The sequence below is a fragment of the Haloplanus salinarum genome (assembly GCF_024498175.1).
Classification (GTDB): domain Archaea; phylum Halobacteriota; class Halobacteria; order Halobacteriales; family Haloferacaceae; genus Haloplanus; species Haloplanus salinarum.
Genome location: NZ_CP101823.1, coordinates 3,249,046 through 3,273,010 on the forward strand (window position 1 = coordinate 3,249,046; position 23,965 = coordinate 3,273,010).

Annotated in this window: 24 protein-coding genes and 1 tRNA gene; 10 read left to right on the plus strand and 15 right to left on the minus strand. The window is 70.1% G+C overall.

Features of this window, described 5'->3' with window-relative positions; genetic code table 11:
* Positions 1 to 77: 77 nt before the first annotated feature.
* From NO364_RS17010 to NO364_RS17025, 4 genes are all read right to left on the minus strand, one after another.
* Positions 78 to 368, minus strand: a complete 291-nt coding sequence (locus NO364_RS17010) for a WNWW family protein (RefSeq protein ID WP_257628111.1) — start codon at positions 366 to 368, stop codon at positions 78 to 80.
* A 1-nt stretch (position 369) separates the two neighbouring features.
* The gene (locus NO364_RS17015) at positions 370 to 1,428 is read right to left on the minus strand and encodes a matrixin family metalloprotease (protein ID WP_257628112.1); all 1,059 of its coding nucleotides are present in this window, start codon (positions 1,426 to 1,428) and stop codon (positions 370 to 372) included.
* A gap of 83 nt (positions 1,429 to 1,511) precedes the next feature.
* Positions 1,512 to 5,084, minus strand: a complete 3,573-nt coding sequence (locus NO364_RS17020; protein WP_257628113.1) for a right-handed parallel beta-helix repeat-containing protein — start codon at positions 5,082 to 5,084, stop codon at positions 1,512 to 1,514.
* Positions 5,085 to 5,248: 164 nt separating this feature from the next.
* Complete coding sequence (locus NO364_RS17025) at positions 5,249 to 7,819, minus strand: heavy metal translocating P-type ATPase (protein WP_257628114.1); 2,571 nt, start codon at positions 7,817 to 7,819, stop codon at positions 5,249 to 5,251.
* Positions 7,820 to 8,013: 194 nt separating this feature from the next.
* On the opposite strand from NO364_RS17025, the gene NO364_RS17030 reads away from it, so the two are divergent.
* On the plus strand, positions 8,014 to 8,415 hold the full coding sequence (locus NO364_RS17030) for a 30S ribosomal protein S6e (protein WP_157689750.1): 402 nt from the start codon (positions 8,014 to 8,016) through the stop codon (positions 8,413 to 8,415).
* Between the two features lie 2 nt (positions 8,416 to 8,417).
* On the plus strand, positions 8,418 to 8,849 hold the full coding sequence (locus NO364_RS17035; RefSeq protein WP_157689749.1) for a DUF7112 family protein: 432 nt from the start codon (positions 8,418 to 8,420) through the stop codon (positions 8,847 to 8,849).
* Here the strand turns inward: NO364_RS17035 and NO364_RS17040 are convergent.
* The gene (locus tag NO364_RS17040) at positions 8,835 to 9,122 is read right to left on the minus strand and encodes a hypothetical protein (RefSeq protein ID WP_157689748.1); all 288 of its coding nucleotides are present in this window, start codon (positions 9,120 to 9,122) and stop codon (positions 8,835 to 8,837) included. The genes NO364_RS17035 and NO364_RS17040 overlap by 15 nt on opposite strands.
* Before the next feature lie 98 nt (positions 9,123 to 9,220).
* Here NO364_RS17040 and NO364_RS17045 point away from each other — a divergent pair, with 98 nt between their 5' ends.
* On the plus strand, positions 9,221 to 9,643 hold the full coding sequence (locus NO364_RS17045) for a DUF5807 family protein (RefSeq protein WP_157689747.1): 423 nt from the start codon (positions 9,221 to 9,223) through the stop codon (positions 9,641 to 9,643).
* Here NO364_RS17045 and NO364_RS17050 read toward each other — a convergent pair whose 3' ends face one another.
* The 3 genes from NO364_RS17050 to NO364_RS17060 form a co-directional block, all read right to left on the minus strand.
* Entirely contained in the window at positions 9,644 to 10,597 is a 954-nt protein-coding gene (locus tag NO364_RS17050; protein WP_157689746.1) for a mannonate dehydratase, read from the minus strand.
* A 165-nt stretch (positions 10,598 to 10,762) separates the two neighbouring features.
* Positions 10,763 to 11,950, minus strand: coding sequence for a DHH family phosphoesterase (locus NO364_RS17055; RefSeq protein WP_257628115.1), 1,188 nt, complete (start codon positions 11,948 to 11,950; stop codon positions 10,763 to 10,765).
* A gap of 57 nt (positions 11,951 to 12,007) precedes the next feature.
* Positions 12,008 to 12,481 carry a universal stress protein gene (locus NO364_RS17060; RefSeq protein WP_157689744.1) on the minus strand — a complete coding sequence of 158 codons (474 nt, stop codon included), beginning with the start codon at positions 12,479 to 12,481 and terminating at the stop codon, positions 12,008 to 12,010.
* A 99-nt stretch (positions 12,482 to 12,580) separates the two neighbouring features.
* Here NO364_RS17060 and NO364_RS17065 point away from each other — a divergent pair, with 99 nt between their 5' ends.
* Positions 12,581 to 13,033 (plus strand): universal stress protein, encoded by a 453-nt coding sequence (locus NO364_RS17065; protein WP_157689743.1) that lies wholly within the window; start codon positions 12,581 to 12,583, stop codon positions 13,031 to 13,033.
* On the opposite strand, the gene NO364_RS17070 is transcribed toward NO364_RS17065, so the two are convergent.
* Together NO364_RS17070 and NO364_RS17075 are read right to left on the minus strand one after the other, a co-directional pair.
* Positions 13,012 to 13,566, minus strand: a complete 555-nt coding sequence (locus NO364_RS17070; RefSeq protein ID WP_157689742.1) for a GNAT family N-acetyltransferase — start codon at positions 13,564 to 13,566, stop codon at positions 13,012 to 13,014. The genes NO364_RS17065 and NO364_RS17070 overlap by 22 nt on opposite strands.
* Positions 13,563 to 13,931 (minus strand): universal stress protein, encoded by a 369-nt coding sequence (locus NO364_RS17075; RefSeq protein WP_157689741.1) that lies wholly within the window; start codon positions 13,929 to 13,931, stop codon positions 13,563 to 13,565. Before NO364_RS17075 ends, NO364_RS17070 begins: the two co-directional genes overlap by 4 nt.
* Before the next feature lie 78 nt (positions 13,932 to 14,009).
* Between NO364_RS17075 and NO364_RS17080 the strand changes: the two genes are divergently transcribed.
* Positions 14,010 to 14,621, plus strand: coding sequence for a DUF5806 family protein (locus tag NO364_RS17080; RefSeq protein WP_394352049.1), 612 nt, complete (start codon positions 14,010 to 14,012; stop codon positions 14,619 to 14,621).
* On the opposite strand, the gene NO364_RS17085 is transcribed toward NO364_RS17080, so the two are convergent.
* Positions 14,618 to 15,913 carry a dihydroorotase gene (locus tag NO364_RS17085; protein WP_257628116.1) on the minus strand — a complete coding sequence of 432 codons (1,296 nt, stop codon included), beginning with the start codon at positions 15,911 to 15,913 and terminating at the stop codon, positions 14,618 to 14,620. The two genes, NO364_RS17080 and NO364_RS17085, sit on opposite strands and share 4 nt — an antisense overlap.
* Before the next feature lie 37 nt (positions 15,914 to 15,950).
* Positions 15,951 to 16,628, minus strand: coding sequence for a lipoate--protein ligase family protein (locus NO364_RS17090; protein ID WP_257628117.1), 678 nt, complete (start codon positions 16,626 to 16,628; stop codon positions 15,951 to 15,953).
* 102 nt (positions 16,629 to 16,730) lie between these two features.
* Here NO364_RS17090 and NO364_RS17095 point away from each other — a divergent pair, with 102 nt between their 5' ends.
* The 4 genes from NO364_RS17095 to NO364_RS17110 all read left to right on the plus strand — a co-directional run bounded on the left by NO364_RS17095 (position 16,731) and on the right by NO364_RS17110 (position 18,955).
* Entirely contained in the window at positions 16,731 to 17,552 is an 822-nt protein-coding gene (locus tag NO364_RS17095) for a DUF8155 domain-containing protein (protein ID WP_157689738.1), read from the plus strand.
* A gap of 63 nt (positions 17,553 to 17,615) precedes the next feature.
* Positions 17,616 to 18,287, plus strand: a complete 672-nt coding sequence (locus tag NO364_RS17100) for a DUF7119 family protein (protein ID WP_157689737.1) — start codon at positions 17,616 to 17,618, stop codon at positions 18,285 to 18,287.
* Positions 18,288 to 18,362: 75 nt separating this feature from the next.
* On the plus strand, positions 18,363 to 18,794 hold the full coding sequence (locus NO364_RS17105; RefSeq protein ID WP_257628118.1) for a group I intron-associated PD-(D/E)XK endonuclease: 432 nt from the start codon (positions 18,363 to 18,365) through the stop codon (positions 18,792 to 18,794).
* Between the two features lie 47 nt (positions 18,795 to 18,841).
* A tRNA-Lys gene (locus NO364_RS17110) sits at positions 18,842 to 18,955 on the plus strand.
* A gap of 149 nt (positions 18,956 to 19,104) precedes the next feature.
* Here NO364_RS17110 and NO364_RS17115 read toward each other — a convergent pair.
* The 3 genes from NO364_RS17115 to NO364_RS17125 form a co-directional block, all read right to left on the minus strand.
* Complete coding sequence (locus tag NO364_RS17115) at positions 19,105 to 20,556, minus strand: CalY family protein (RefSeq protein ID WP_257628119.1); 1,452 nt, start codon at positions 20,554 to 20,556, stop codon at positions 19,105 to 19,107.
* Positions 20,557 to 20,716: 160 nt separating this feature from the next.
* Positions 20,717 to 21,283 carry a hypothetical protein gene (locus tag NO364_RS17120; protein WP_257628120.1) on the minus strand — a complete coding sequence of 189 codons (567 nt, stop codon included), beginning with the start codon at positions 21,281 to 21,283 and terminating at the stop codon, positions 20,717 to 20,719.
* Between the two features lie 61 nt (positions 21,284 to 21,344).
* Positions 21,345 to 21,818, minus strand: a complete 474-nt coding sequence (locus NO364_RS17125) for a deoxyuridine 5'-triphosphate nucleotidohydrolase (protein ID WP_257628121.1) — start codon at positions 21,816 to 21,818, stop codon at positions 21,345 to 21,347.
* Positions 21,819 to 21,966: 148 nt separating this feature from the next.
* Between NO364_RS17125 and NO364_RS17130 the strand changes: the two genes are divergently transcribed.
* Positions 21,967 to 23,943 (plus strand): aconitate hydratase, encoded by a 1,977-nt coding sequence (locus NO364_RS17130; protein WP_257628122.1) that lies wholly within the window; start codon positions 21,967 to 21,969, stop codon positions 23,941 to 23,943.
* Positions 23,944 to 23,965 lie beyond the last annotated feature (22 nt).

A 23,965-nucleotide genomic window follows, 5' to 3' on the forward strand; every position in this document is an offset into this window, starting at 1 on the left:
TAGTCCGGGCGCGGTTGTGATTCTCGTGCCAGCACGGAAATCAGACTTTCGCCTGGAAAAGTAAACTTGTACGTCGATCAACCACGCCTGTCGTTCCCCTCGTACCGATTGATCCGGAACTCGGCGTAGCCGCCGTACGCGACGTCGAGCGCGCCGACCCACCAGTTCCACCGCTCGGCGAGCGACGCGCCGTCGGGGGCGTCCGCGAGTTCCGCGACGACCGTCTCGGCGTCCGGCGCCGTCCCCCGGTCGGTCGTCAGGCGACCGGCGTCCGTCAGATCCCGGGCCGCTCGGACCACTGCCCGACGCTCCCCCGCGCCGGCGTCGAAGGCGTCCGCGAGCGCGGCGTCGAGGCGCTCTTCGTCCACGCTACCGCCACCATTCGCTTCGTCGCTCGCGGTAGCTCGCGTCCCGGAACGGCGGGGGTTTCTCCCCGTCGGCCTCGGCGCCGAAGACGTGTGCCAGCCAGTAGCCGACGTGCCACCCCACCGCGTCGGTGTCGAGGTCGACCAGCCGGATTTCGACCCGCTTGTACGTCTCGATGGCGCCGTCGCCGTCCGGATCGGTGCCGTACGTGTTGACACACGAGCCACTCGAGGCCCCGCAGGTCCGCGTCGCGCCGAACCGGACGCGGACCGTCGCGTTCGGCGCCTCGGTCCGCTCGAAAGAGAGGTTGTCCGGCATCCCCGGCGCGCCCGACTCGTAGTAGGACAGCGCGTGCCCGACCTGCCGGTCGACGCCGTCCGGGTCCGAGGCGTTCTCCCGGTCGACCCGGACGGTGAAGTCGCCGTCGGCCCAAGGGAACGCCCGCTCCGTCGCGTTCGGCTGCGGTTCGGTGTAGATGACCGACCGCGCCTGCATCACCGACTGCGGCTCGTCGTCGTGCCCCAGTCCGAGCGTGTGTCCGAGTTCGTGTTCGGTGACGAGCGTCGTCGAGTCGTTCGACAGCCCCGTCTTCACCCACACCGTCTCCGGGCGGTCGATCATCCGGGAGTCGGTGATCCGTGGGGCACACCCGACCGCGTCCGCAACGCCCCCACAGTCCGGCAGCGTGTCGGTGAACGCGATCACGAGGTCCGGATCCGCGGCGTCGGGCCGCACCTCGTACTGCACCGGGAAGCCGAGGTACTGCTCGCCGTTCGCCTCCCAGAACGCCGCCGCCTCGCGCACCCGCGGCGCGAACGCCCGGTCGCGCTCGCCCTCGTTGCGGACGGCGATCACGACGGGGTCGACCCCCCACGGGTTCCCGTCCGGATTCGCCGTCGCCGCCGACCCCGTCGGCGTGGCCGACTCCGCCGGCCGCGTCGTCGATCCGTCGGCCGCCACGGGGGTCGGCGTCGGCGTCGCCGTCGTCGCCTCCGGATCGAGCGGCGTCGTACACCCCGCGAGGACGAGCAGCCCGACGACCACGAGCGTCCGCGCCGTCATACGCACCCTCCGTGGCGGGCGTTCAAAAACCGTTTCCCCTCGACGTCGGGCGTGGACCCCGTCGATGTGCGGTGCGGACGAGCTCAGTCCGACCGCGTCGCCGCGGCTACAGCCGACAGGGCGACGAGCGCGACGAACCAGCCGAACCCATCGCCACTCCCTCCGGTCGATTCGGGACTCGGCGTCGCGGTACCGCTCGGCGTCGTGGTCCGCGTCGACGTCGCGGTACCGCTCGGCGTCGCCGTGTCCATCTCGCTCGGCGACCGATCCGACGTCGCCGTCCGCGTCGGCGTCCGTACCGCCGTCCCCGGGCTCGTCGGCGCGACGACCGCGAACGTCGAGAACCCGGGCGTCTCGGCCGCGAGTACGACCGTCCCGTCGCCACGATCGATCACCTCGGTGTCGAGTCGCCGGAGGTCGTCGCTCCCCCGTTCGAACTCGACGACCCGGAGCGCCGCGGGATCGACTCCCGTACCCTCGACCGCCGATCGCGGCACGGCGATCTCGACGGTCGCGGATCGGCTCGCCGCATCGTCGGGGACGGTTACGTCGACGGCCGCGACGGTCCGTCCGTCGGGGTCCGGGGCTGCGTCGGGGAGGCTGCCGACCGACTCGACGGCGACGGCACCCGTCGTCTCTCGGTCGAACTCGACGGTCACCCGACGTGCAGTCCCCTCGTACAGCGCCTGAGTCACGGAGCGCTCGCCGGCGAGGATCGACTCCCCGATGCCGGCGCTCCCCCCGCCACCGGACGCACCGCCGGCGGTCTCGGCGGTCGGATCGCCGACCATGAAGACGGAGAACCCGGGCGTCTCGAACGACAACCGCACGCTACTTCCGGTCACGCTCTGGACCTGCGTCGCGAGGGGCTGGTAGCCGTTCCCGCCGCCCACGTACCGCCACACCTGCGTGTCGTTCGGCTCGCCGATCCGACTTCGGTCGACGACGATTTCGACCGTCGCGTTCGCGCCACTCGCCGGCTCCGGCGCCGTGATCTCGACGTACGACGCCACGCGGTTCACGTCGACGCCGCCGCTCGTCGTCGCGTTCGGCACGCTCGACGGCTTCGACGACAGGTCGCTGACCGTCGCCGTACCGCTCTGCCCCGCCGTGTAGTCGATGCTCGCGTCGACGACCTCCGTGCCGTTCACGTCCAGCGTCCCGGTCGAGGTGCCGTCGACGACGGTTCCGCCCTCGCCGCTCTCGGGGTCGCCGAGGACGACGACCGGTCCGAAGCTGGTGAGGTTGGCCGTGACGATGTTGGCCGCCGAATCGGGGGTGCTCGCGGCCGGCGCGTACGACCCGGACGCGGAGTCGTATCGGGCGAGTACGAGGCTCGATTCCTGCAGTCCGAGCGTGTCGTTGGTGGTGTAGTCGACGGTCACGTCGGCGAACGCGCCGGCGTCCAACCTGCTCAGTTTCCCGACAGTCCTGGCCCGCTTCCGCTCGTCACCCGGGGACGGGGACGTAGCCGACCCCTCGAACGAGACGTTTTTCGCTTCGATGGCATCGAACGTCGTCGCTCCCACGGTGACGTTCGAGGCGTCGAGCGGTGCCGGTGACACCTCGAAGGTGTCGGTGGTCGGCTGCACGTTCAGCTCCGGCCCGCCGTTCGCGGTCAGCGTCGTGTCGACGATCCGTGACCCGGTCTGCGGGCTGATGTCGATTCCGGCGTTCCCGTTGTCCCGTACCGTCGCGTTGGCGATCAGGAGTCCTCTGGCGCTTCGGTCCTCGAGGTACACGCCGTCGTCCGAGTTGTTCGCGACCGTGGCGTTCCGCAGGGTCGCGTCGAACCCGTCGTTGACGATCCTGATCCCGTCGGCGTTGTTCCGGGCGACGACGTCGGTCAGGGTGGCGTTTCGATCCTTGACCCTGAATCCGATCTGACTGTTGTTCCGGGCGACGACGTCGGTGAGAGTCGCGTTCGGCTCTCTGACGTTGAATCCCTCGGGACTCCCCGTCGCCGTCACGTTCCGGAGCGTGATGTTCCGTTCGTCCACCCTGACGCCGGACTCGGAGCCGTCGCCGTTGTTCGACGCACGGCTGTCCGTCAGGATCGTTCCCTTCGAGACGCGGATGCCCCAGTCACCGTTGTCGACGGCGGTGACGTTCGAGAAGGCGTTGTCCCCATTCTGGTCGTTCAGGCCGTAGTGGAGGTTGTTCCGGACGCTCACGTCGTCGACGGTCACGTTGCTGGCGTCGACCGCCAAACCGGTACCGCTACTCCCCTTCTGGGTGAGATTCCGGACGACGACGTTCGCCGCCTCGACGTCGAGACCGTTGCCCCAAACCGTCACGTTCCGGACGGTGGCGTTCTTTCCTTTCACGAAGATTCCCGAACCGCCGAAGGTGTTCTTCGCGTTGTCCAAGACGACGCTGTCGACCAGCGTCCCCCCTTCGCCGAGTCTGATCCCGGTGCGACCGTGCCGGGTGATCGTCACGTCGTCGAACGTGTTGTTCACGTACCCCGTCGCGCTCACTCCGTAGTCGCGGTTGTTCGTGACGACCGCGTCCCGAACGGTCGTGTTGGCCGCGCTGATCTCTAGCCCGTCGCCGTTCCGCTTCGCGGTGACGTCGACGATAGTCGCGCCGTCGCTGCCGAACGTGGTCTTGAGCCCGTCCCAGTCGTTGCCAGTCGCGGTGAGATGGCGGACCGTTCCCGAGATTTCGAGCCGGACGCCGTGTTCGCCGTTGTCGACAGCGGTGACGTTCGACAGCAGGACGCCGTCGCCCTCGTCGGCGATGATCCCGTTCGCCGCATTGTCCTCCACGGTCACGTTCCGGAGCGTCGCGTTCGTGCTGGACACCTCAGACTCCCCGACCTCGAACCCCTCGGTGCTGCTGTTCGTGACCGTGACGTTCTCGTAGGTGTTGTTCCGGCCGGCTTCCAGGATTCCCTCGCCGCTGGTGGTGTTGTTCACCGTCACGTCCCGCACCGTGTGGTTCGCGCTGTTGATCTCGAGGCCGGTGTACTGGGCTTGCCGGATCGTCACGTCGGCGATGGTCGAGCCGTTCGATGTCCCTTGCGAGAGGCCGACGCTTCCGCCGCGGATCGTCACGTTCCGGACCGTGCCGTTGGCGAAGGCGATGCCGTTGTTCGCGCTGTCGAGCGACTCGACGTTCCGGAGCGTCACGTCGTCGGCGTTCAGGCTGTCGATTCCGGTACCCGGGGAGTCGACGACGATGAGGTTCTGCACCGTCGCCCCGTTGCTCGTCACGTCGACGGTGTCCCCTCTGCCGGCGTCCCCGTCGAGGCGGCTGTACCCGCCGTCGAGCGTGAGACCTGTCCTCGCCCCGACGTCGACGCTCCCGTTGAACGTCCCGCCACCGAGGACGACGGTGTCGTTCTCGGCGGTCGCGTTGTCCAGCGCGAACTGGATGGCCGTCGCACTGTCGGTGTACGAGACGTTGACGTCCGCCTTCGCCCCGGCGTAGGAGGCGTTGATCGTCCCCGTCGTCTCGTCGACCCGATACGTCGCGTTGACGGTGCCGTCGCCGTCGGTCAGCGAGACGGCGAGTTGTCCGGGATCGGCGGTTGGCGGCGGGTTGCCGCCGGAACTGGCGGCGGCGGTCCCGCCGAACGCCCCGAGGCCGCTCGTGACGAGCAGGAGCGCTATCGCTACCGCCGTGAGGCGTATCCGTGTTCCCCCGGTCATCGAGATGCGATTTCGATCGGCGATACTGTTAGAAAGATGTCACCATCGGTCGACCCGCTGTCACTCGATCGTGTCCCCCACATATCCACCGACGACCAGGTCGAGTCGGAAAAAAGTGGTGTCGAAACTGACGGACGGTGCGCCGATCCCCCGCCTCGCGCGGCTCACTCCTCCGGTTCGACGTTCGCCAGCCGCATCGCGTTCCCGGTGACCGCGAGGCTCATGCCCATGTCGCCGATCACGACGGCGTGGATGACGCTCACCAGGCCGAGCGGGGCGCCCGCCGCGAGGATCATCTTCACGCCGAGCGACGACCAGATGTTCGTCTTGATGACGTGGTTCGCCCGCTGGGCGAGCGCGACGAGGTAGGGCAGGCGCGTCAGGTCGTCGCCCATCAGCGCCACGTCGGCCGTCTCGATGGCGGTGTCGGTGCCCGCGGCGCCCATCGCCACGCCGACCGTCGCGGCCGCGAGCGCCGGCGCGTCGTTGACGCCGTCGCCCACCATCGCCACGCCGCCGTTCGTCCGGTTCCAGGGCAGGCGGGCGTCGTCGGCCGCGGCCGCCTCGGAGTCGGCCGCGAACTCGCGGATCGCCGCCACCTTCTCGTCGGGGAGGAGGTCGGCCCGCACCTCGTCGATCCCCACCTGCGACGCGATGGCGCGGGCGGTCCGCTCGTTGTCGCCGGTCAGCATGACCACCCGCTCGATCCCGAGGTCGTGCAGGCGGTCGACGGCCGCGGCGGCCGCCGGGCGGACCGTATCGGCCACGGCGATCACGCCCTCCAGTTCCTCGGCCGTGCCCACGAGGACGACGGTCTTGCCCTCGGCCTGCAGGCGCGGGACCACGTCGTTCACGAGGTCGAGGTACGCCCCCTGGCCGTGGTCGCAGGCCTCGGGTTCGAGGTCGGCGCCGACGGCGAGGCCCCCGTCGGTCGCGATGTGGGCGTGTTCGAGGTCGAATCCGAGCGACTCGAACAGCGCTGGTTTGCCCGCGTAGTGGGTGACGCCGTCCAGGTCGGCGCGGACGCCCTCGCCCGTGATCGACTCGAAGTCGGCCACCTCGCGGTCCGGCACCCCGGTCTCCGTCGCGCGGTCGACGATGGCCGTCGCGATGGGGTGTTCGCTCCGCCGCTCCAGGGCGGCCGCACACCCCAGGACGTCGTCCTCGCTCGCCCCGTTCAGCCCCACCACGTCCGTCACGCCGAGTTCGCCGGCCGTGATCGTCCCCGTCTTGTCGAGGGCGACGGTGTCCACCTCGCCCATCGCCTCCAGGCGGTCCCCGCCCTTGATGAGGACGCCGTTGCGTGCCGCGCTCGTGATTCCCGAGACGACGCTGACCGGCGTGCTGATGACGAACGCACAGGGACAGGCGACGACCAGGAGCGTCAGGCCGCGGACGAACCACGTCTCGAACGCCGCGCCCACGAGCAGCGGCGGTCCGAGCGCCGTCGCCACCGCCAGCGCCACCACGACCGGCGTGTAGTACGACGCGAAGCGGTCGACGAACCGCTCGCGCTCGGATTTGTCGCGCTCCGCGTCCTCCACCAGGTCGATCACCTTCGACAGCGTCGACTCCGCCGCTGGCGCCGTCGCCTCCACCTCCAGATACCCCTCGGCGACGATGCTGCCGGCGTACACCTCGTCCCCCGGCGCGACGTCGACCGGGACGCTCTCGCCCGTGATCGGCGACTCGTCGACCGCGCTCCGGCCCTCGTGGACGACGCCGTCGACGGGCACGCGGTCGCCCGGCCGCACCACCACCAGGTCCCCGACGGTCACCTCGTCGACCGGCACCGTCTCCTCCTGGCCGTCCTTCCCCGCCGCCCCGCGTCGCACCGTCGCCGTATCGGGCGAGAGATCCATCAGCTCCGACATCGACGACCGGGCGCGGTCCATCGAGTAGCGCTCCAGGAGTTCGGAGACCGAAAAGAGGACCGCGAGCGTCGCCGCCTCGAAGGGCAGGTCGACGGCGATGGCGCCCACCACGCCGGCGCTCATCAGGAAGTCGATGTCGAGGCTGCGGGTCCGCGCCGAATACCACCCGTTCCGCAGGATGGCCTGCCCGGCCACCGCCGCCGCGAGGACGTACAGCGCCCAGTCGACGGTGATCGTCCGCCCGAACCCGGTCGCGAGCGTCGCGTTCGCGCCCGTGAGGGCGTACTCGAAGACGACCCCGAGGAGCAGGGCGACGGCGCCGACCCCGGTCTTCAGCGCACGCCGACTCCGCCAGATCGACGACTCCGTCCGGTCGCCCTCGACCACCTCGTAGCCCGCGTTCTCGACTGCCGCCACCACGTCGCCGCGGGTCGCCCGCCCGGGGTCGTAACTCACCTCGACCCGACCCGACGCCGGTCGGGTGTCGTAGTCGACGACGCCGTCGAGACCGGACAGCGCCGACTCGACCTTGCCGGCACACGACGAGCAGTCCATCGACGGCACCGCGAGCGTCTCCGTCTCGACGTCAGCGACGGCGTAGCCCGCCGCGTCGACACGCCCCCGGACGGCCTCGGCCGTCGTCTCGTCGGGGTCGTAGTCGACGATCAGGGTCCCCGACGCCGGCCGCGTCTCGACCGTCCCCACCCCCGCGAGCGTCCGGACGCTCCGCTCGACCTTGCCGGCACACGACGGGCAGTCCATGGCCGGGACGGACGCCCGGAGGCGCTCGCCCCGGGCCGTCCCGTCCGGGCGGCGGTCGGCGCCCGCCGCCCCGTCGTCACAGTCGCACTCGTCGCTCATTAGCTCGCCCTAGCCGTCACGTCTATATTAATCCTCTTGCCAATATACGGGATCTAGAGTGGAATGTTTGCCAAAATAAGCTGAATCAATTAATAATTCGTCCCCGGATGTTCGGCGTCGCCCGCGCGCCGGGCGCGTCGGCCGCGACGCTCGGTTTCGACGTGCTTTTTATCGGCGGCCGTCTGAATCCGGGCATGGCAGACTTCAAGGTCGTCGTTTCGGACCCGGATACGGGTCGAACGGAGCAGTTCGAGGTCGACGGACAGGACGCGAACCGGTTTCTCGGGCGCGAACTCGGCGCCGAGGTCGACGGCGGCGCCGTCGGCCTCGACGGCACGACGCTCGAACTGACCGGCGGGTCAGACGACGCCGGCCGTCCCCTCCGCGCGGACGTCGCCGGGCCGTCGCTCAAGGAGGTCCTCCTCGAGGGTGGCGTCGGCTTCGATCCGTCCCGCGACGGCGAGCGAAAGCGCGTGACCGTCCGCGGGCGCGAGATCAGCGAGGCCGTGGCACAGATCAACGCGAAGGTCGTCGACGGCGACGCCGGCTTCGGCGCGGACGAGGCCGACGACGAGGCCGACGCGGACGACGAGTAGTCGTGCCCGACCGCGTCGCCAGCGACGGGGATGCGGTGACGACGTACCGTGCCGAACTCGCCCGGAGCGGCGGCACCCGCCGGCCCTGTCTCCGCTTGCCCGACGACGTCGCCGTCGACCCCGGCGAGTTCGTCCGTCTGGTCCTCGACGGCGACGAGTACCACGCCCGCGTCGACGCCGACGCGTCGGGCCCCCTGCTCCGTGGGGCCTACGACAACCGTCGCCTGGCGCGGAGCGACCGCGAGGGGACGAACCGCCTCGTCGAGTGGGTTCGCGGCACCGACCTCGACGTCGGCCGGAGCGTCGACGTCGACGAGGTGACGCCGGGCCACCGCTACGGCGTCCGCGTGCCCGGCCGCCGGACGGTGTACTCGGTCACCCGCCGCCCGGACGACTCGCTTACCGCCATCGCCGAGGACCTACGCGACGAGTAGCCGGAACGCCGCCCCGACGAGCAACAGCGTCCCCGCCAGCGCGAGCAGCGCAACCACCCACGTCGGCCGTTCGCCGACGGCGAGTCGTCCGTCGAGGGGTGCCGCGTCCGATCCGGTGAGAGTCACGACGCCGGCGACCAGGATGCCGACCCCGAACAGCGCGGTCAGCGCGGGGAGGACGGCGAACGATCCACGCAGGTCGACCGCGCCGTCGACCACCAGTCCGGTGCCGAACAGCGCGTAGGCCGCGCCCGAGAGCTGTGTTCGGTTCATACCCGATCGACGACGACGACGCCCAAAAACCCCCGTCGTCCCGTCGACCCACCGGCCGGAAACGACCCTTCTTTACGCCTCGGCGACCTGCCGACGGTATGAGCGACCCCGACCTCGACGCCTTCCTCGCCGGCGACCGACTCGACCACGTCGCGCTCTACCTCACCGACGACTACCTCGACGACGAGGGCACCCTCGCCGATCACGGCACTCCCGTCGACGGCGGCGTCGTCCTCGTCGTCCCGGGCGAACAGGGCCGCCGGCTGTTCTCGGCCGGGACCGGCATGGACGCCATGGCCTTCGCCAAGGAGGCGATGGGTACCGAAGGCGACATCGACCCCGGCCTGACCGGGGGTACCTGCCCCGACTGCGGCGAGGGCGCGGCGTTCGTCCTCGCCTTCGCGGAGGCACAAAACGAGGAGGTCGGCGGCATCTACACAGAGGGTGACGTGATCCACGCCTACGCCGCCTGTCCCGACGGCACCGCCTTCTCCGATCGCTGGGTCGTCGGCGAGGTGTAGTTACTCGCTCGCGGCTTCGAGCAGTCCGGTCATGTACCCGACGGCGAACAGTCGCCCCAGCGTGTGGTACCCCGGGTTCGAGTTGTCCTCGCCGGCCATCGTCGGCACGTGGTCGGGACGCATCGGCCCGTCGAACCCCACCTCCTCGTACGCGCGCATGGCGGCGAGCATGTCTGTCGGCCCGTCGTCGTGCCACGTCTCGACGAACCCGTCGGCGTCGCCCTCGACGTCGCGGAAGTGGACGAAGTTGATCCGGTCGCCGAACCGGCGGATGGCCGCGGGGATGTCCGCACCCATGGCCGCGAAGTTCCCCTGACAGAACGTGATCCCGTTGTACTCGCTGTCGTAGATGTCGAGGACGCGGTCGTACGCGTCGACGCTGGTGACGATCCGTGGCGTCCCGCGAACCGACTCGCGGGGGGGATCGTCGGGGTGGAGGCCGAGTTTCACCCCCGCCTCCTCCGCGACCGGAACGACCGCCTCGAGGAAGTGTTCGAGCGCCTCCCACAGCTGCTCGTGGGTGATCCCCTCGCCGTCGCCGCCTCCCCGCAGTTTCGCGTCGTCGTAGCCGGTCACGTAGGAGCCGCCGCGGGACTCGACGTGTGCCCCGGTGCGCGCCCAGCGAATCCCGGCCATCCAGTCGTAGCAGACGACCGGAATCCCGACCCGACCGCAGTTACGGAGGAATGTTTTGAACGTCTCGATGTCCTCGTCCCGCCCCTCGCGGCCGAGGCGGATCCGGTCGGAGATGGGGACCGATCCTTCGAGGACCGCGAACTCCAACCCCGCATCCTCGAGCCAGTTTCGTAGCCCGAGCAGGTCGTCGAACGACCACTGGGTCCGCCCGTCGCCGATCTCCAGCGGGTGGATGACGGCCTGCGTGACACCCATCTGTTTGGCGAGTTGCCATCGTTCGTCCGGTTCGGGCGGAAGGATGAGGGCGGGTTCTACCATATGTCGGGATGTCGTCCTGCGTAAATATACCATCGGGATGCTCCGTCCGGAGATATTCCTGAGCCCGACGACGGGAGGTCGTGCCATCTCGTCGACTTTCGTCCCGGTCAGGTTGCGCCCCTCCTCCCGTGGCGTTGCGTTCACTCCCGCCGTCCCGACGGCCCGCTACTCGTCGGCCGTCCCGTCGTCCTCGATCAACCGTTCGAACGCCGCGAGGATCACCCGCTTGGTCGCCTGCCCCTCGGTCGTCCAGTGGTGGGCGTAGTCGAGCATGTCGTCGTAGACGTCCGGCTTGCAGCCCGCGGCGCGGGGGTGGCCGCCGCCGTTCACCTGTGCCGCCACCTCGTGGGCGCGCTCGAAGCCCTCGCTCCCGCGGATGCTGGCGCTGCCGGCGGGTTTGACGATCACCGCGGCGTCGGCCCCGTCCTCCCGCAGCGCCTCGGCCACCTCGTTTTGCGAACACCGGCCGTAGGTGACGCCGACGGTCCACGGCCCGACGTCGTGCAGTTCGGCGCGGTCGACCGCCGCCTCGATCAACCGCTCTTTCTCCACGCGCCGGTCCTCGAGGTAGTCGACGACCGGTTCCGGAAGCGCCGGGCCGTACCGCCCGACGACGGTCACGTACTCCTCGGCGCTCGCCCAGTGGGCGTAGTCAGCCAGGTCGTCGCTCCGGGGGTCCTCCTTGATCCAGAGGTCGTGATCCCGTGTGACTGCCGCGAGGTCGACGAGGTGGTCGGGGAAGTCGTCGGCCAGGGAGCGAAGCGCCACGTCGGCGGTGCACTCCTCGTCGGACTCGCCGATCACGAGGTCGACACCCGCCGCCCGGACCGCGCTCGCCACGTCGTCGTCCCACTGGTGGTGGTCGAACCAGCGGACCGTCGCCGCGCGGTCGGTCACCGCGTCGGCCGCCTCGACGACCGACTCGTCGTCCGGACAGAGGTCACAGACGTAGACGTCGACGCCGGCGTCGGCGTACTCGGCGACGCGGTCGAGCGCCTCGGACAGCGAGTGGGGACTCGCGGTCACGAGGCCGACGGGCGAGTCCTCGGTGTCCTCGTCCTCGTCGTCGTCGTCTCCGTCGTCCAGCCCCGGATCCAGCCGCGCCGCGAGCGACGCCTCGAACGGCGCCACGTCGAGCGCGGCGTCGTAGCGCTCCCGCAGGAGCGCCACACAGGCGAGGCCGTCGGCGTCGCCGTCGGCGACCACCACCGCCTCCGCGCCCTCGATGGCCTCGCGGGCGCGCCGGTCGGCGTACTCCTCGTCGAGCGAGTCGGGATAGAAAAAGCCCGCACCGGGGAGGCGCGACTTCCGCGAGAGGGAGCGTCCGTCGTCGTCGATCAGGTCGTCGTCCATACCGACCGGACGCGGGCCGCCCCGAAGTATCCCGCGATTCGGCCGGTGACGGGTCGACTAGGCGCTCGCGGCCGCGTCGCGAACCCCGTCCCCGCCGTCGTGTTCGCTCTCGTCGAGCTGTCGGACCGTGAGCACGGGCACCGGGCAGGTGCGGACGACTCGCTCTGCGACGCTGCCGATGAGAAACCGGTTCTCGCCGTGCCGGCCGCGGGTCCCCATCGCCACCATATCGGCGTCGTGTTCGGTCGCGTACTCCCTGATCTTCGTCGCGGGACGTCCCTCGCGGACGGCGGTCGTGATCGGACGGTCGGCGGCCGTTTCGATATCCTCGAGCGCCGCCCGTCCGTCGTCGTCGAGGGCGGCGCGCATCTCCTCGCGCACCTGATCGGGCGAACTCTCGACTTCCCCCTCGTCGACGACGTAGAGCGCGTGGACCGCCGCGTCGAAGCGCTCGGCCAGGTCCAGGGCGACGCTCACGGCCCGGCGGACGCTCTCGGAACCGTCCGTCGCGATGACGATGGTGTCGAACATGGACGCGAGTTCGGCCGGTCGGGACATAAACCCGGTGTCCGGCAGCACGGCGCGGGCGTCGGGGGAGCGTTTTTGCCCGTGGCCCGCGCAGGCTCGCTTATGACCGATCCGCTCTCGCCGTCGCTCGTGCTCGTCCCCGTGGACGGGAGCGAGGAGTCGCTCGCGGCCGTGGAGTACGCAGCGGCCATCGCCGACGAGTACGACGCCGCGGTCCACGCGCTCTACGTCGTCGGTGACGACGTCGCCCGCGCCATCGACACCGGGGCGGTCGACGACGAGACGCTCGCGGCCGACTCCGAGGCGTTCCTGGACGCGGTCGTCGACACCGTCGCCGACGCCGACGTCCCGCTCTCGACGTCGATGGCCCACGGGTTCTCGACCAGCCGCCTCTCCCAGCATCCGGGCAACGTCGTCCTCGACACCGCGGAGGAACTCGGCGCCGACTTCGTGGTCGTCCCCCGCGAACCCCTCTCGGGCGAGACGGACGACGTGCTGGCGAAGGCCGCCGAGTACGTCCTCCTCTACGCGAGTCAGCCCGTGCTCTCGGTCTGATCGGCCAGCCGGATCGCCATCTCGTGTTCGAAGCTCTCCGTGTCGCTGGCGCGGAACCCCACCTTCTCGTAGAGGCTGATCGCCGGTTCGTTCCAGCGCTCGACGCTCAGCCACACGCGTTCGAAGCCGTCCGCGGCGCCGGCGCCGAGGAGCGTCTTCAACAGTCGGGTGCCGATGCCCGCGTGCTGGTAGGCCTGCAGGACGAAGATGGCGAGTTCCGCGGTGCCTTCGGGTTCGTCGGGGACGAGCGTCGCGTGGCCGACGGCGTCGTCCCCGTGGGTCGCGACGACGTTCACCGTCTCCTCGCCCGTGATGGCGTCGAGCCACTCGGTGATGCGTTTCTCGGTCGTCGGCGGGATGCCCTGGGCGCGGTCCGCCGGGTCGAACGCCTCGTACATCGCCGTCAGCGCCCCGCGGTCGTCCGGGTCGTAGCGCCGGACGGTGATCGACCGCCCCTCGCGGTCCTCGAACGCCGTCGGCGGCCGGGGGAACGGTCCCGATACCTCGTCGGGGTAGGTGCTGTCGTCGGTCATCGGACCAGCGTCACCGAGATGTGGGAGTTCAACAGGACGAACTCGGCGATGCCTCCCAGCTTGATCTTCCCCATGGGGCTGGTCTCGCCGCCGCCGAGGACGATCCGATCGTACTCTTCCCCCTCCGCGAGTTCGACCAGCCGACTCCCCGGATCGCCGTCGAGGTGGCGGACCGCGGCCCGCACGCCCGCGTCGTCGAGGACGTCCTGCACTCGTCGTTCGATCCCCTCGGGGTCCGCCTCCGTTGCCGGGTTCCGGAGGATGGCGACCGTCAGATCGTCGCCCGTCTCGGCGACGCGGGCGACGGTGCGCTCCAGGGCGCGGATCGAGTCGTCGCTCCCGCCGATGCCCAGCAGTAGCTTCATGACCGACGTCTCGGTACGGCGACTGAAAAAGGTACGCGACCGGTCGTCAGACGGCCGGCAGACGGCGACGGAACGCTTTTGCGTCGGCGACCGGAACGCCGGCACATGAGCGACGACGCGCCGGCGGCCGAGGATGGGCGGGGGACCGCCGACGACCGGACCGACGCCCGCGGCGCCGACTCGGCCGCGGACGCCGACTCGGTCCCCGCCGACGTCCGCAAGTACGAGCGCTTCAAGAAGATGGACGGCGCCGAGTACGACCGCGTCAACTCCTTTCTCCGCGACCGGACGTACATCACGGCCCGCGAGTGGGCCATCGCGCGACTCTGTGTCGACTTCCGCACCGAGACCGGCGTCGAGATGACCAAGATCGGCGAGAACCTGCCACGGCTCGTCCCCTTCATGACCGACACCTACACGCCACAGGCGGTCAACCAGGCCCGGACCTCCTTCGAGGACAAGGTCCAGAAGGCCGGCGCGACCTTCCTCTACGGCGCCATGTCCGGGTTTTTCACCGCCGAGGAACTCGACGAACTGATGTACGAGGTGACCGAAGTCGCGAAGTTCCTGCTGGAGGTGGAGGGCGTCGACCTCTCGGTCGCCGAGGAACTCGACGCCGAGGACCGCGTCTCCGAGGCCATGCGCGAGGTCCGCGAGTCCAGCGCGGAACTCCGGGACGACCTCGACTAACCGACGTTCTCGCCGGCGGCCGTCCCGAAGGTGTCCATCGCGGCGTCGTACACCCGGTCCCCGCGGACCGTCGTCCACTCGGGGAAGACGCCCTCGAACCCCTCGAAGGGCGTCCACCCACACTTCGAGTGGAGCCGTCCCCCGTCGACCGGCCGCGGTCGTTCTAGGTCGTACAGCGCCAGATCGGCGTCCATGCCGGCTTCGATCCGCCCCTTGCGCTCCAGCCCGAAGGTGGCGGCCGGCGCCGCGGCGGTCAGATCGCGGACCCGCTCGACGGTCAACGGGCCGTCGCGCGTCTCCGCCAGCAACAGCGGCACCAATGTCTCGACGCCGGGGACGCCGCTCGGTGCCGCGAGCAGCGACGCCTCCTTCTCCTCGCGGGTGTGGGGCGCGTGGTCCGTGGCCAGCAGATCGACCCGGCCGTCGACCACCCGCTCGTCGAGGGCCGCCCGCCGCTCCTCGCTCCGGAGCGGCGGGTTCATCCGTCCGTAGGTGCCCAGGTCGTCGAGGTCCGCCCGCGAGAGCAGGCAGTGGTGTGGCGTCACCTCGCAGGTCACCCGGTCGGGGGCGTCGGCGACGAGGTCGACCGCCTCGGGCGTGCTGGTGTGGGCGACGTGGAGGCGGGCGCCGGCGTCGACGCCCACCTCGACGGCCCGCTCCACGGCCGCGATTTCGGCCTCGGCGGTGCGGTACGCGCTCCACGCGTCGGCGTCGGCGTCGACGCCGACCCCGTCGCCGGCGGCGTCGCGGGCGGCGTCGTCGAACCGGGTCGCGTCCTCGGCGTGGACGGTCACGGGGACGCCGGCCTCGACGGCTCGGTGGACGGCGTCCTCGAACAGGTCGCCGTCGATGCCCATCTCGCCCGTCGAATCGGCGAGGAACACCTCGCCCAGCGCGACGAGCGGGCGGTCGAACAGGGTCTCGGGGTCCCACGACTCGGTCACGCCGCCGTTGACGCCGTAGTCGACGAGCGAGTGCCGGGCGCACAGCTCCTTCTGGTCGAACGCGGCACCGGTCGTCGTCGGCGGATCGGTGTTGGGCTGGTCGATCACCGTGGTGACCCCGCCCGCCGCGGCGCTTCGCGACCCCGTCCGCCACGTCTCCTTGTGCGGCGCTCCGGGTTCCCTGAAGTGGACGTGGGCGTCGACGGCGCCGGGGAGCAACAGTCGCTCCCGGGCGTCGATGACTTCTCCTGCGGCGTCGAGGCCGGCTCCCACGGCCTCGATCCGCTCTCCCTCGACCCGGACGTCCCGAACACGGCCGTCGGCCAGCCGTGCGTTCCTGACGAGCATACCCCCACCTGTCACCCGGTCGCCGTAAGTCCCTCGCTCACACCGCCCGCCGGCGGACGGTCGCGTCGCCGTCGATCAGCTCCCGCTCGACCGCCGTCCGGACCTGCTCCGGATCGGACGGGCCGCCGGCGGCCGCCACGCTCCCCACGCTCCCCGGGTCGAACGGCTGGCCGAGCGCGTCGTACACCGGCGCGAGGACCGACGCCAACTCCTCGCGGTCCGCGACCACGACACACCCCGCCACCAGCGCCGCGTCCGTCCGCACCCGCTGGGCGATTCCGACCACCTTCCCGCCCGCCCGCAGCGAGTGGCTGCCGGGACAGAAGGACGCTGGCGGCTCCCCGGCCGCCGTCTCGACGCCGACGGCCGAGAGCGCCCGCCGCACCCGGTCGGCCGTCGCCTCGTAGCGATCCGCCAGACCGGCGCGGGCGTCCGCCACCGGCACCGCGCGGGCGAAGGCGAGCGTCGACCCCGTGTGGGCGACGGCCCGGCCGCCGACGCGGCGCTCGATCGGTTCGAAGCCCCGCTCCCGGGCGACCGCACGGGCGCGGTCGTACCCCGGTTCGGCGGCGTCGCGCCGACCGAAGGCCACCTGTCGGTGTGGCGTCCAGACGCGCACGGCCGGTTCGCCCGTCGCTCCCGTCCGCGCGAGCATCGCGCCGGTTCGTCCCCGGTCGGCCTCGACCGTCGCCGCCCGACCGCGCAGGACGCGCATGGGTGTTCGTGGATGTGGACGCACATAACTGGCGAGGCCTCGGCGCGGCGAGCGGTCGAACGCGACCCGACCGTATAACTCCGCTCGCGCCAACCCCCCGGTATGGTCACGGTCACGGCGTCGGCGCTGTCTCACTTCCGGCGGTTCTCGCTGTTCAACTCCCCCTACGCCGCCCACGACCGCGGGTGTGCTATCGACCTCTATCCGGCGACCGACCGCGCTCCCTCGCCGGTCGCGGGCGTCGTGACCGACGTCCGGAGCGTGCGTGCGCCGCCCCGTCCCTACGCCGTCGCCGAGGATCACCTCCTCCTGATCGACACCGGCGACCGCGTCGCCCGAATCCTGCACGTCGACCCAGCGGTCGATCCCGGGACCCGGGTCGCGGTCGGCGACACCCTCGGCGAGACGATCCGCTCGGGCTTTTTCGCCCCCTGGGTCGACGACCACGTCCACCTCGGCTTTCGCGACCCGGACGCGAACCCGTATCGCGCCGCCGGCTCGCTGCCGGTCACCGTCGACGTGCCCGTGCGGGCGCTCGACTGGAACGGGACCGGCGTCGTCCGCGAGGCCGGCGAGACGTTCGTCGTCCTCGACGGACCCCGTCACCCCGACCCGGGGTCGTGGGCCGGGCTCGCCGGCGCCCCGGGGACCGTCCTCGACGGCGGGTGTCCCCACTACGACGGCGGCGGCGTCCTCCCGGACGCCGAGGGCCGGACGCCCGTCTCGGTGGCCGGCGACCGCGTCGGCGTCGCCGAGGGGCGGGCGGTGACCTGGGACGGCGTCACCCTCCGGGCGAACGGCCGCCCGATCACCGGCCTGTCGCTGTTCGTCGCCCGGGACGCCGCGTTCGGCGCGAAGCTGGTCGCCCCGGACCACGACTTCGCCCGCGGTGACCGGGTTCGGGTGTCGGCGACGTCGGCGTGATCGCTCGGCGACGGCGCACGCGCACGGGGGACTTTTGAGTCTCCTCGCCGAACGAACGGTACGATGAGCGACGACCCCGATGTGCCCGGGCGCCCGGCCGACCGGGAGTCGCCGGTCGGCGAACCGGTCGTGCGCGCCGATCCGTCCGTGACGGGCGAACGGGCGGACGAGGCCGTCGGGTTCGACCCCGACGACCCCGAGAGCGTGCAACTCGCCGCGGACGTGGTTCGTTCCTTCGCCGAGAACACCGTCGGCTCCGAGGACCACGTCTACATGCTCCGGGGGGCGGCGGCGTGTGCCGCGCTGGTTCGGGGCGTCGGCTCGTACAAGGCGGCCGCCGAACGCGCCGGGGGTGACGTGTCGGTCGCCTTCATCCGGAAGTGGGCGCGGGTCCACGACCTCCCGCAGGCGATCCGGCGCCACGTCGCCCGGGGGACCATCGCCCCGACGGCGGCGAAACACATCGCCCGCGTCGGCGGCGACGACCGCTACGCCCTGGCGTGGGCCACGCTCGAACACGACCTCACCGTCCGCGAAATCCGGCAACTGGCCAGCGAGGTGGGCGACGGCCGCTCCGTCGAAGCGACCCTCGACGACCGCAGTCTCACCTTCGGCCGCATGGACCTGACGCTCCCCCCCGCGCAGTATATCGAACTCCGGCGGCTGGCGTCGGTCGAGAACCGCGACCCCGACGACCTGGTGGCCGAGGCGCTGTCGGCGTACCTGGATTCGTAAGCAACGGCCGTCTGCGACGATATCCGTTCTTACTCACGGAGATATACGAGTCATCGGGCGGGATATCATTCCCGGATGTGTGAACCGACCCATCCGAAGACGCGAGGCCAGCGTAGCGAAGCGGCAGTCGTTCACGAGTTCGTCCGGCGGGGAATCACCGTACTCCAGCCCTTCGGAGACAACGAGCGGTACGACTTGGTCGTCGATATCAGCGGTACCTTCTACCGTATTCAGGTGAAGACGGGACGCACCGTGAACGGCCGTGTTCAGTTCGAAACGCGGAGCACGGCTACCGTCCCGAATCGCGTAGAAAAGAACGGGTACGAGGGACAGATAGACGTCTTCGTCGTCTACTCTCCGGAAAGGATGGAGACGTACGTAGTCCCGGTTTCGGAGGCCCCACGTACCAGTATGGGCCTTCGTATCGACGACCCCGATAAACAGTCTCCGAACGTCAACTGGGCGGACGAGTACCGACTTGACACTTGGCTCACTGCGCTCGACTAACCGGGGTATCGTAAACGTTTATACTCCCCACCACGACCCATCGAACAGGGCCGGTAGCTCAGTCAGGCAGAGCGTCTGGCTTTTAACGTGGCAGTTCCCCACATCAGGGGAAGGTCGCGGAAGTCACCAGACGGTCGGGGGTTCAACTCCCTCCCGGCCCGTGCACTGAACCGCCGAGCGACAGCGAGGCGGTGAGGGAACCGGCAGGAAGGAGTTGAACCACGCGAGACGAGCGACGACGAGTCTCGCAATCGGGTTCAACTCCCTCCCGGCCCGCTTCTGCGCGGAACGAACGTGACGAGCGAGGCGGCTACGGCGAAGGGAACTGCACCACTGCCGCGTCGGCGAAGGGGTCGCCGTCGGCGTCGGCGATGGGTCCCGTCTCCGACCCGCCGGGACCGTGCCACAGCGTCGCCGTCAGCACCGTCTCGCCCGTCGGCGGAAACCCGCTCGCGGTAAACGGTGTCGGGGCGATCGGGGCGACGAGTTCCTCGTATCGGCCGACCGGGAGCGGCGCGACACCGACCAGCGAGTCGCGCCGAGTCGGAATCCCGCTGCCCACGCCCGGCGTGTGCAGGCCGACGATGTAGTACGGGTCGTTCCCGTCGGGAGCGGGCACGGTTCCGTTCAGGTCGGCGACGAGGCCCGCCGCATTCTGGATGGGCCCGGGTTCGGCGCCGAGCGTGTCGGTCGGGCCGGTGTATTTCACGTCCGAGAGTGTGAATCGGGCGTACGTCTCGGCGCCGCCGGGGAGCGGGATCGGATCGCCGGCGCGCTGATCGGTCACGTCGACGCCGCCGACCGTGTCGACGGGCACGTCGTTGCCGAACGATCGCTCTACCTGCCCGGTGCCGTCGTTGTGCCGGCACTGTTCGGTGTAGAAGCCGAGATCGAACCGTACGGCGTCGGACTGCACTTGGTTAGCGTGGTCGACGGGGAGCCACCAGACGACGAACACGTCGTGGGGGGTAGCGGCGTCGGTGTCGTCGCCGCCGGCGAAACAGCTCCGCCCGGTTCCGCCGCCGGTCTCGGCGTCGATATCGCCGACGAGCGGATACCCCGGCGCGTTCTCGATCAGCGCGAGGAAGGTCCGGAGTGAGACCTGTGCGCTCTGCTGCTCCCGGGCGTTGAACAGATCCCGGAAGACGGCGACCTGGATTGCGTCGAGGAGTTCGACGACCCCGTCGACTTCGTCCGGGTCGTCGGCCTCCGGTTCGGTCGTGCCCCCCTCGCTCGCCGAGCGCAGGCCACCCTGCAGCCAGACGTAGCCCGGATTGTCACAGAGTTCGAACCGGAAGCCGACGATGCCGAAATCGCCCGGTTTCACGTCCGCGAGGTCGACGAGAACCGTGTCCTCCGGCGCGTTCCGGCCGGTTCCACAGAGGTTCTGACTTCCGTAGACGCCACCGTTGACCGTGTTCTCGTTCAGGTCGTTCAGGAGAGCCTGTCCCTCGCCGTCGTCGACGACGAATTCGATGTCCTTGGCGTCGGGCGCGTCGGGCGGCGCCGGCAGCGTGAAGTCAGCCGACTCGCCGGGCGCCGGCATCCCGGCGTGCTCCGCCTCGTCGCTCGACCAGTCCGAATACCAGTTCGTCGCTGCGACCGTCATATCGAGCGTCCCAGCGGTCAACCGGTTGTTTTCGAACGTCTCTTGATCGCTGAAGTACGCGCTCGTGCCGAGGCCGGCACCAGCCGAGGCGATACCGATGCTTCCGAGTGCCGCGAGCGCCTTGCGGCGCGAGAGGTCGAAGTTCTCGGTCATTTCTTCCGCCTCCCCGTGCGGGAGTAACCGACCCTCGTTCCCGGAGCGTTCTAATTAATCGCCGATTGAAATCGATCGCCTGTCCGCGAGGAATACACAAACTCCGCATTGTTTTGTGCGTGCAGTCGTGACCGGAGCCGGTCGCGACCGAGCTGGTCGCTCACCCCCTCACGACCAGCCGCGCCTCCGTCTCGCGCACTCCGTCGACGACCACGTCGACGGCGTGGTTCCCGCCGGACGGGTTCCGGCTCACGGCGTACTCGACGAACAGCGCGCCCTCGGTCCGTGGCTCCGCGAGCGTCACGTGGAACCGGCCGTCGGCCGCGACGCGCACCTCGTCCACGGTGACGGCGTCGTCGTCGCTGCGGACGCGGACGCCACGCTCCGGCATCACCGCCGTATCGAGGCCCCCGTAATCGACGGCGACGGACCGTGCCGGGACGTCGACTTCGAGGACGAGCGTGTGCGCGACCGGGGTTTCGGCCGCACCGGGGAGCGACGTGTCCGCGAGAAGTGTCGTCCGCAGGTCCGGCGTGGCGGCCGCGTCGTCGGTCGGGCCGGCGACTGGCGTCCAGCAAGCAACGTCGACGGACTCCGACCGTGGCGACGGGCCGGCGGGAGCGTCTTCGTGTTCGGCGGCGTCGAACGCGCAGTTCCGGACCCGCGGCGGTGATACGAGCCGTTCGAGCGTCGCCCGGGCTGATTGCCGCCGGCTTCCGGGTGGCACGGCCGATGCATCCTACTCCATCATTCTAAGTAATCGGGGCATTGGCACCGCTAATCGCCGATTAGCCGTCCACCCGCTCGCCCTGATAGCTCCCGTCGTAGGTGCCGTCGTGGTTCGCCTCGGCGAACACCAGTTGGGCGATCCGGGCATCGGGTTCGATTTCGACGGGGCGGTGGACGGCGAGGAGTCCTTCGCCGCGGCCCTCGTAACCCGCGTCCCAGACTGCCGTGTGGAGCATGCAGGCGTTCCGCATGAGCGACGAGCGCGGGTAGACGAAGCCGACGTGGCCCTCGGGGATCCGGATGGTCTCGCCGTAGCGGGCGACGTAGCCGCCGGGGGAGAGGACGTACGCGTCGGCGTCGGGGTCCGGATTGAGGGGTTCGCGCTCGGCGACGTGCTTGCCGTCACGACCGATCCGGCCGCGCTCGGTCGGTTCGAGGACCGCCTCGACGGTCAGGTCGACGCCGTTGGGCTGGACCTGTTCGGGCGTGACGGGCGTGACGTGGTCGGCGACGAACGGGCCGGCACGGAACATACCGGGGGGTCGCCGAGCGGCGACAAAACCGTGGCGGTCGTTCGGCGCCTGTCGAATCGGGGTACGTTCGTAGTGAAAACCGACTCGGTAGGAGTTAACGCGCTTCAACGCGGGATTTATGTCCGTCGGCGGTCGATGGCCGGACGTTATGGGACAGACGCTCACAGAGAAGATCCTCGACGACCATCTCGTCGAGGGGGATCTCGAACCCGGCGAGGAGATCGGGATCGAGATCGATCAGGTGCTCACACAGGACACGACCGGCACGATGGTCTGGCTCCAGTTCGAGGCGCTCGAACTCGACGAAGTCCAGACGGAACTCGCCGCGCAGTACTGTGACCACCAGACCTACCAGTTCGACTTCAAGAACACCGACGACCACCGCTTCCTCCGGTCGGCCGCCGGCACCTACGGCGCGTACTTCTCCCGCCCGGGCAACGGCATCTGCCACAACGTCCACAAGGAGAACTTCGCCGCGCCGGGCAAGACGATGCTCGGGTCGGACTCCCACACGCCGACGCCGGGCGGCCTCGGCGAACTCGCCATCGGCGCCGGCGGCCTCGACGTCGCCGTCGCGATGGGTGGCGGCCCCTACTTCGTCGAGATGCCCGAAGTCGTGAACGTCCGCCTGGAGGGCGAACTGCCCGAGTGGGCGACCGCGAAGGACCTCATCCTCGAGATGCTGCGCCGGCTGTCGGTCAAGGGCGGCGTCGGCAAGGTGTTCGAGTACACCGGTCCCGGCGTCGAGAGCCTCTCGGTCCCCGAGCGCACCACGATCACGAACATGGGGACGGAGCTGGGCGCGACCACCTCCATCTTCCCGACCGACGAGCGCACGAAGGACTACCTCGAACGGCAGGGCCGCGGCGAGGAGTACGTCGAGCTCTCGCCCGACGAGGACGCGACGTACGCCGACGAAATCGTCGTCGACCTCTCGGAGCTCGAACCCCTGATCTCCGCGCCGTCGATGCCGGACAACGTCGTGCCCGTCCGCGAGGTGGCCGGCGAGGACGTCGAACAGGTCATCGTCGGCTCCTGTACCAACGGTGGCTACGCGGACATCCTGCCCGCGGCGAAGATGGTCTCGGGCCGCGAGATCCAGAAGGACCTCGAGATGATCGTCGCACCGGGCTCGAAGCAGGCCGGCGAACTCCTCGCCCGCGAGGGCTGGACCGCCGAGATGATGGCCGCCGGGGTCAACGTCTCGGAGTCCACCTGTGGCCCCTGTATCGGCATCGGTCACGTGCCCGCCTCCGACTCCGTCTCCCTGCGGACGTTCAACCGCAACTTCGAGGGCCGCTCGGGGATCGAGGACGACTCGGTCTACCTCTGCTCGCCGCAGGTGGCGGCCGCGGCCGCGCTCAAGGGCGAGATCGTCGACCCCCGAGATCTGGCCGAGGAACTCGGCGACCTGGAGTCGCCGGGCGTCGAACTCCCCGACCGGTACGACGGGTCGAAAGCCGACATCATCGAGCCGAACGAGGCCGTCGACGACGACCTCATCAAGGGGCCGAACATCGGCGACGTCCCGCTCAAGGACCCCCTGGGCGCCGACATCGCCGGCGAGACGCTCCTGAAGATGCCCGACAACATCACGACCGACCACATCATCCCGGCCACGTCGGACATCCTGAAGTTCCGCTCGAACATCGACAAGCTCTCGGAGTTCACGCTCTCCCGCGTCGACGACACGTTCGCGGAGCGCGCCCGCGAGTCCGACGGCGGCGTCCTCGTCGCCGGCGAGAACTACGGCCAGGGCTCCTCGCGTGAACACGCCGCGATGTGTCCGATGTATCTCGGCATCGAGGCCGTCCTCGCGCAGTCGTTCGCCCGCATCCACAAGGCGAACCTGTACAACTTCGGGCTCCTGCCGCTGACGATCGACGAGGAGACCTACGAGCGGATCGATCAGGGCGACCACGTCGAGATCGTCGACGACGTCGCCGAGGCCGTCGCGTCCGGCGCCGAGGAGTTCACGATCCGCGTCAACGACGACTGGGAGGCGACCGCCGAGTTCGACGCCTCCGAGCGCGAACGCGAGATCCTCGCGGCCGGCGGCAAGCTCACGCTGACGAAACAGCAGTACGAGGAGGACTCCGGCGGCGCGACGCCCGCCGACGACTGAGGCGACACCGTTTTCGACCCCC

Excerpts from the sequence above, each read along its gene's own strand:
- NO364_RS17015 (WP_257628112.1), bottom strand. The coding sequence starts at position 1,428 with ATGACGGCGCGGACGCTCGTGGTCGTCGGGCTGCTCGTCCTCGCGGGG.
- NO364_RS17020 (WP_257628113.1), bottom strand. The coding sequence starts at position 5,084 with ATGACCGGGGGAACACGGATACGCCTCACGGCGGTAGCGATAGCGCTC.
- NO364_RS17025 (WP_257628114.1), bottom strand. The coding sequence starts at position 7,819 with ATGAGCGACGAGTGCGACTGTGACGACGGGGCGGCGGGCGCCGACCGC.
- NO364_RS17030 (WP_157689750.1), top strand. The coding sequence starts at position 8,014 with ATGGCAGACTTCAAGGTCGTCGTTTCGGACCCGGATACGGGTCGAACG.
- NO364_RS17040 (WP_157689748.1), bottom strand. The coding sequence starts at position 9,122 with ATGAACCGAACACAGCTCTCGGGCGCGGCCTACGCGCTGTTCGGCACC.
- NO364_RS17045 (WP_157689747.1), top strand. The coding sequence starts at position 9,221 with ATGAGCGACCCCGACCTCGACGCCTTCCTCGCCGGCGACCGACTCGAC.
- NO364_RS17050 (WP_157689746.1), bottom strand. The coding sequence starts at position 10,597 with ATGGTAGAACCCGCCCTCATCCTTCCGCCCGAACCGGACGAACGATGG.
- NO364_RS17055 (WP_257628115.1), bottom strand. The coding sequence starts at position 11,950 with ATGGACGACGACCTGATCGACGACGACGGACGCTCCCTCTCGCGGAAG.
- NO364_RS17060 (WP_157689744.1), bottom strand. The coding sequence starts at position 12,481 with ATGTTCGACACCATCGTCATCGCGACGGACGGTTCCGAGAGCGTCCGC.
- NO364_RS17065 (WP_157689743.1), top strand. The coding sequence starts at position 12,581 with ATGACCGATCCGCTCTCGCCGTCGCTCGTGCTCGTCCCCGTGGACGGG.
- NO364_RS17070 (WP_157689742.1), bottom strand. The coding sequence starts at position 13,566 with ATGACCGACGACAGCACCTACCCCGACGAGGTATCGGGACCGTTCCCC.
- NO364_RS17075 (WP_157689741.1), bottom strand. The coding sequence starts at position 13,931 with ATGAAGCTACTGCTGGGCATCGGCGGGAGCGACGACTCGATCCGCGCC.
- NO364_RS17085 (WP_257628116.1), bottom strand. The coding sequence starts at position 15,913 with ATGCTCGTCAGGAACGCACGGCTGGCCGACGGCCGTGTTCGGGACGTC.
- NO364_RS17090 (WP_257628117.1), bottom strand. The coding sequence starts at position 16,628 with ATGCGCGTCCTGCGCGGTCGGGCGGCGACGGTCGAGGCCGACCGGGGA.
- NO364_RS17095 (WP_157689738.1), top strand. The coding sequence starts at position 16,731 with ATGGTCACGGTCACGGCGTCGGCGCTGTCTCACTTCCGGCGGTTCTCG.
- NO364_RS17100 (WP_157689737.1), top strand. The coding sequence starts at position 17,616 with ATGAGCGACGACCCCGATGTGCCCGGGCGCCCGGCCGACCGGGAGTCG.
- NO364_RS17105 (WP_257628118.1), top strand. The coding sequence starts at position 18,363 with ATGTGTGAACCGACCCATCCGAAGACGCGAGGCCAGCGTAGCGAAGCG.
- NO364_RS17115 (WP_257628119.1), bottom strand. The coding sequence starts at position 20,556 with ATGACCGAGAACTTCGACCTCTCGCGCCGCAAGGCGCTCGCGGCACTC.
- NO364_RS17125 (WP_257628121.1), bottom strand. The coding sequence starts at position 21,818 with ATGTTCCGTGCCGGCCCGTTCGTCGCCGACCACGTCACGCCCGTCACG.
- NO364_RS17130 (WP_257628122.1), top strand. The coding sequence starts at position 21,967 with ATGGGACAGACGCTCACAGAGAAGATCCTCGACGACCATCTCGTCGAG.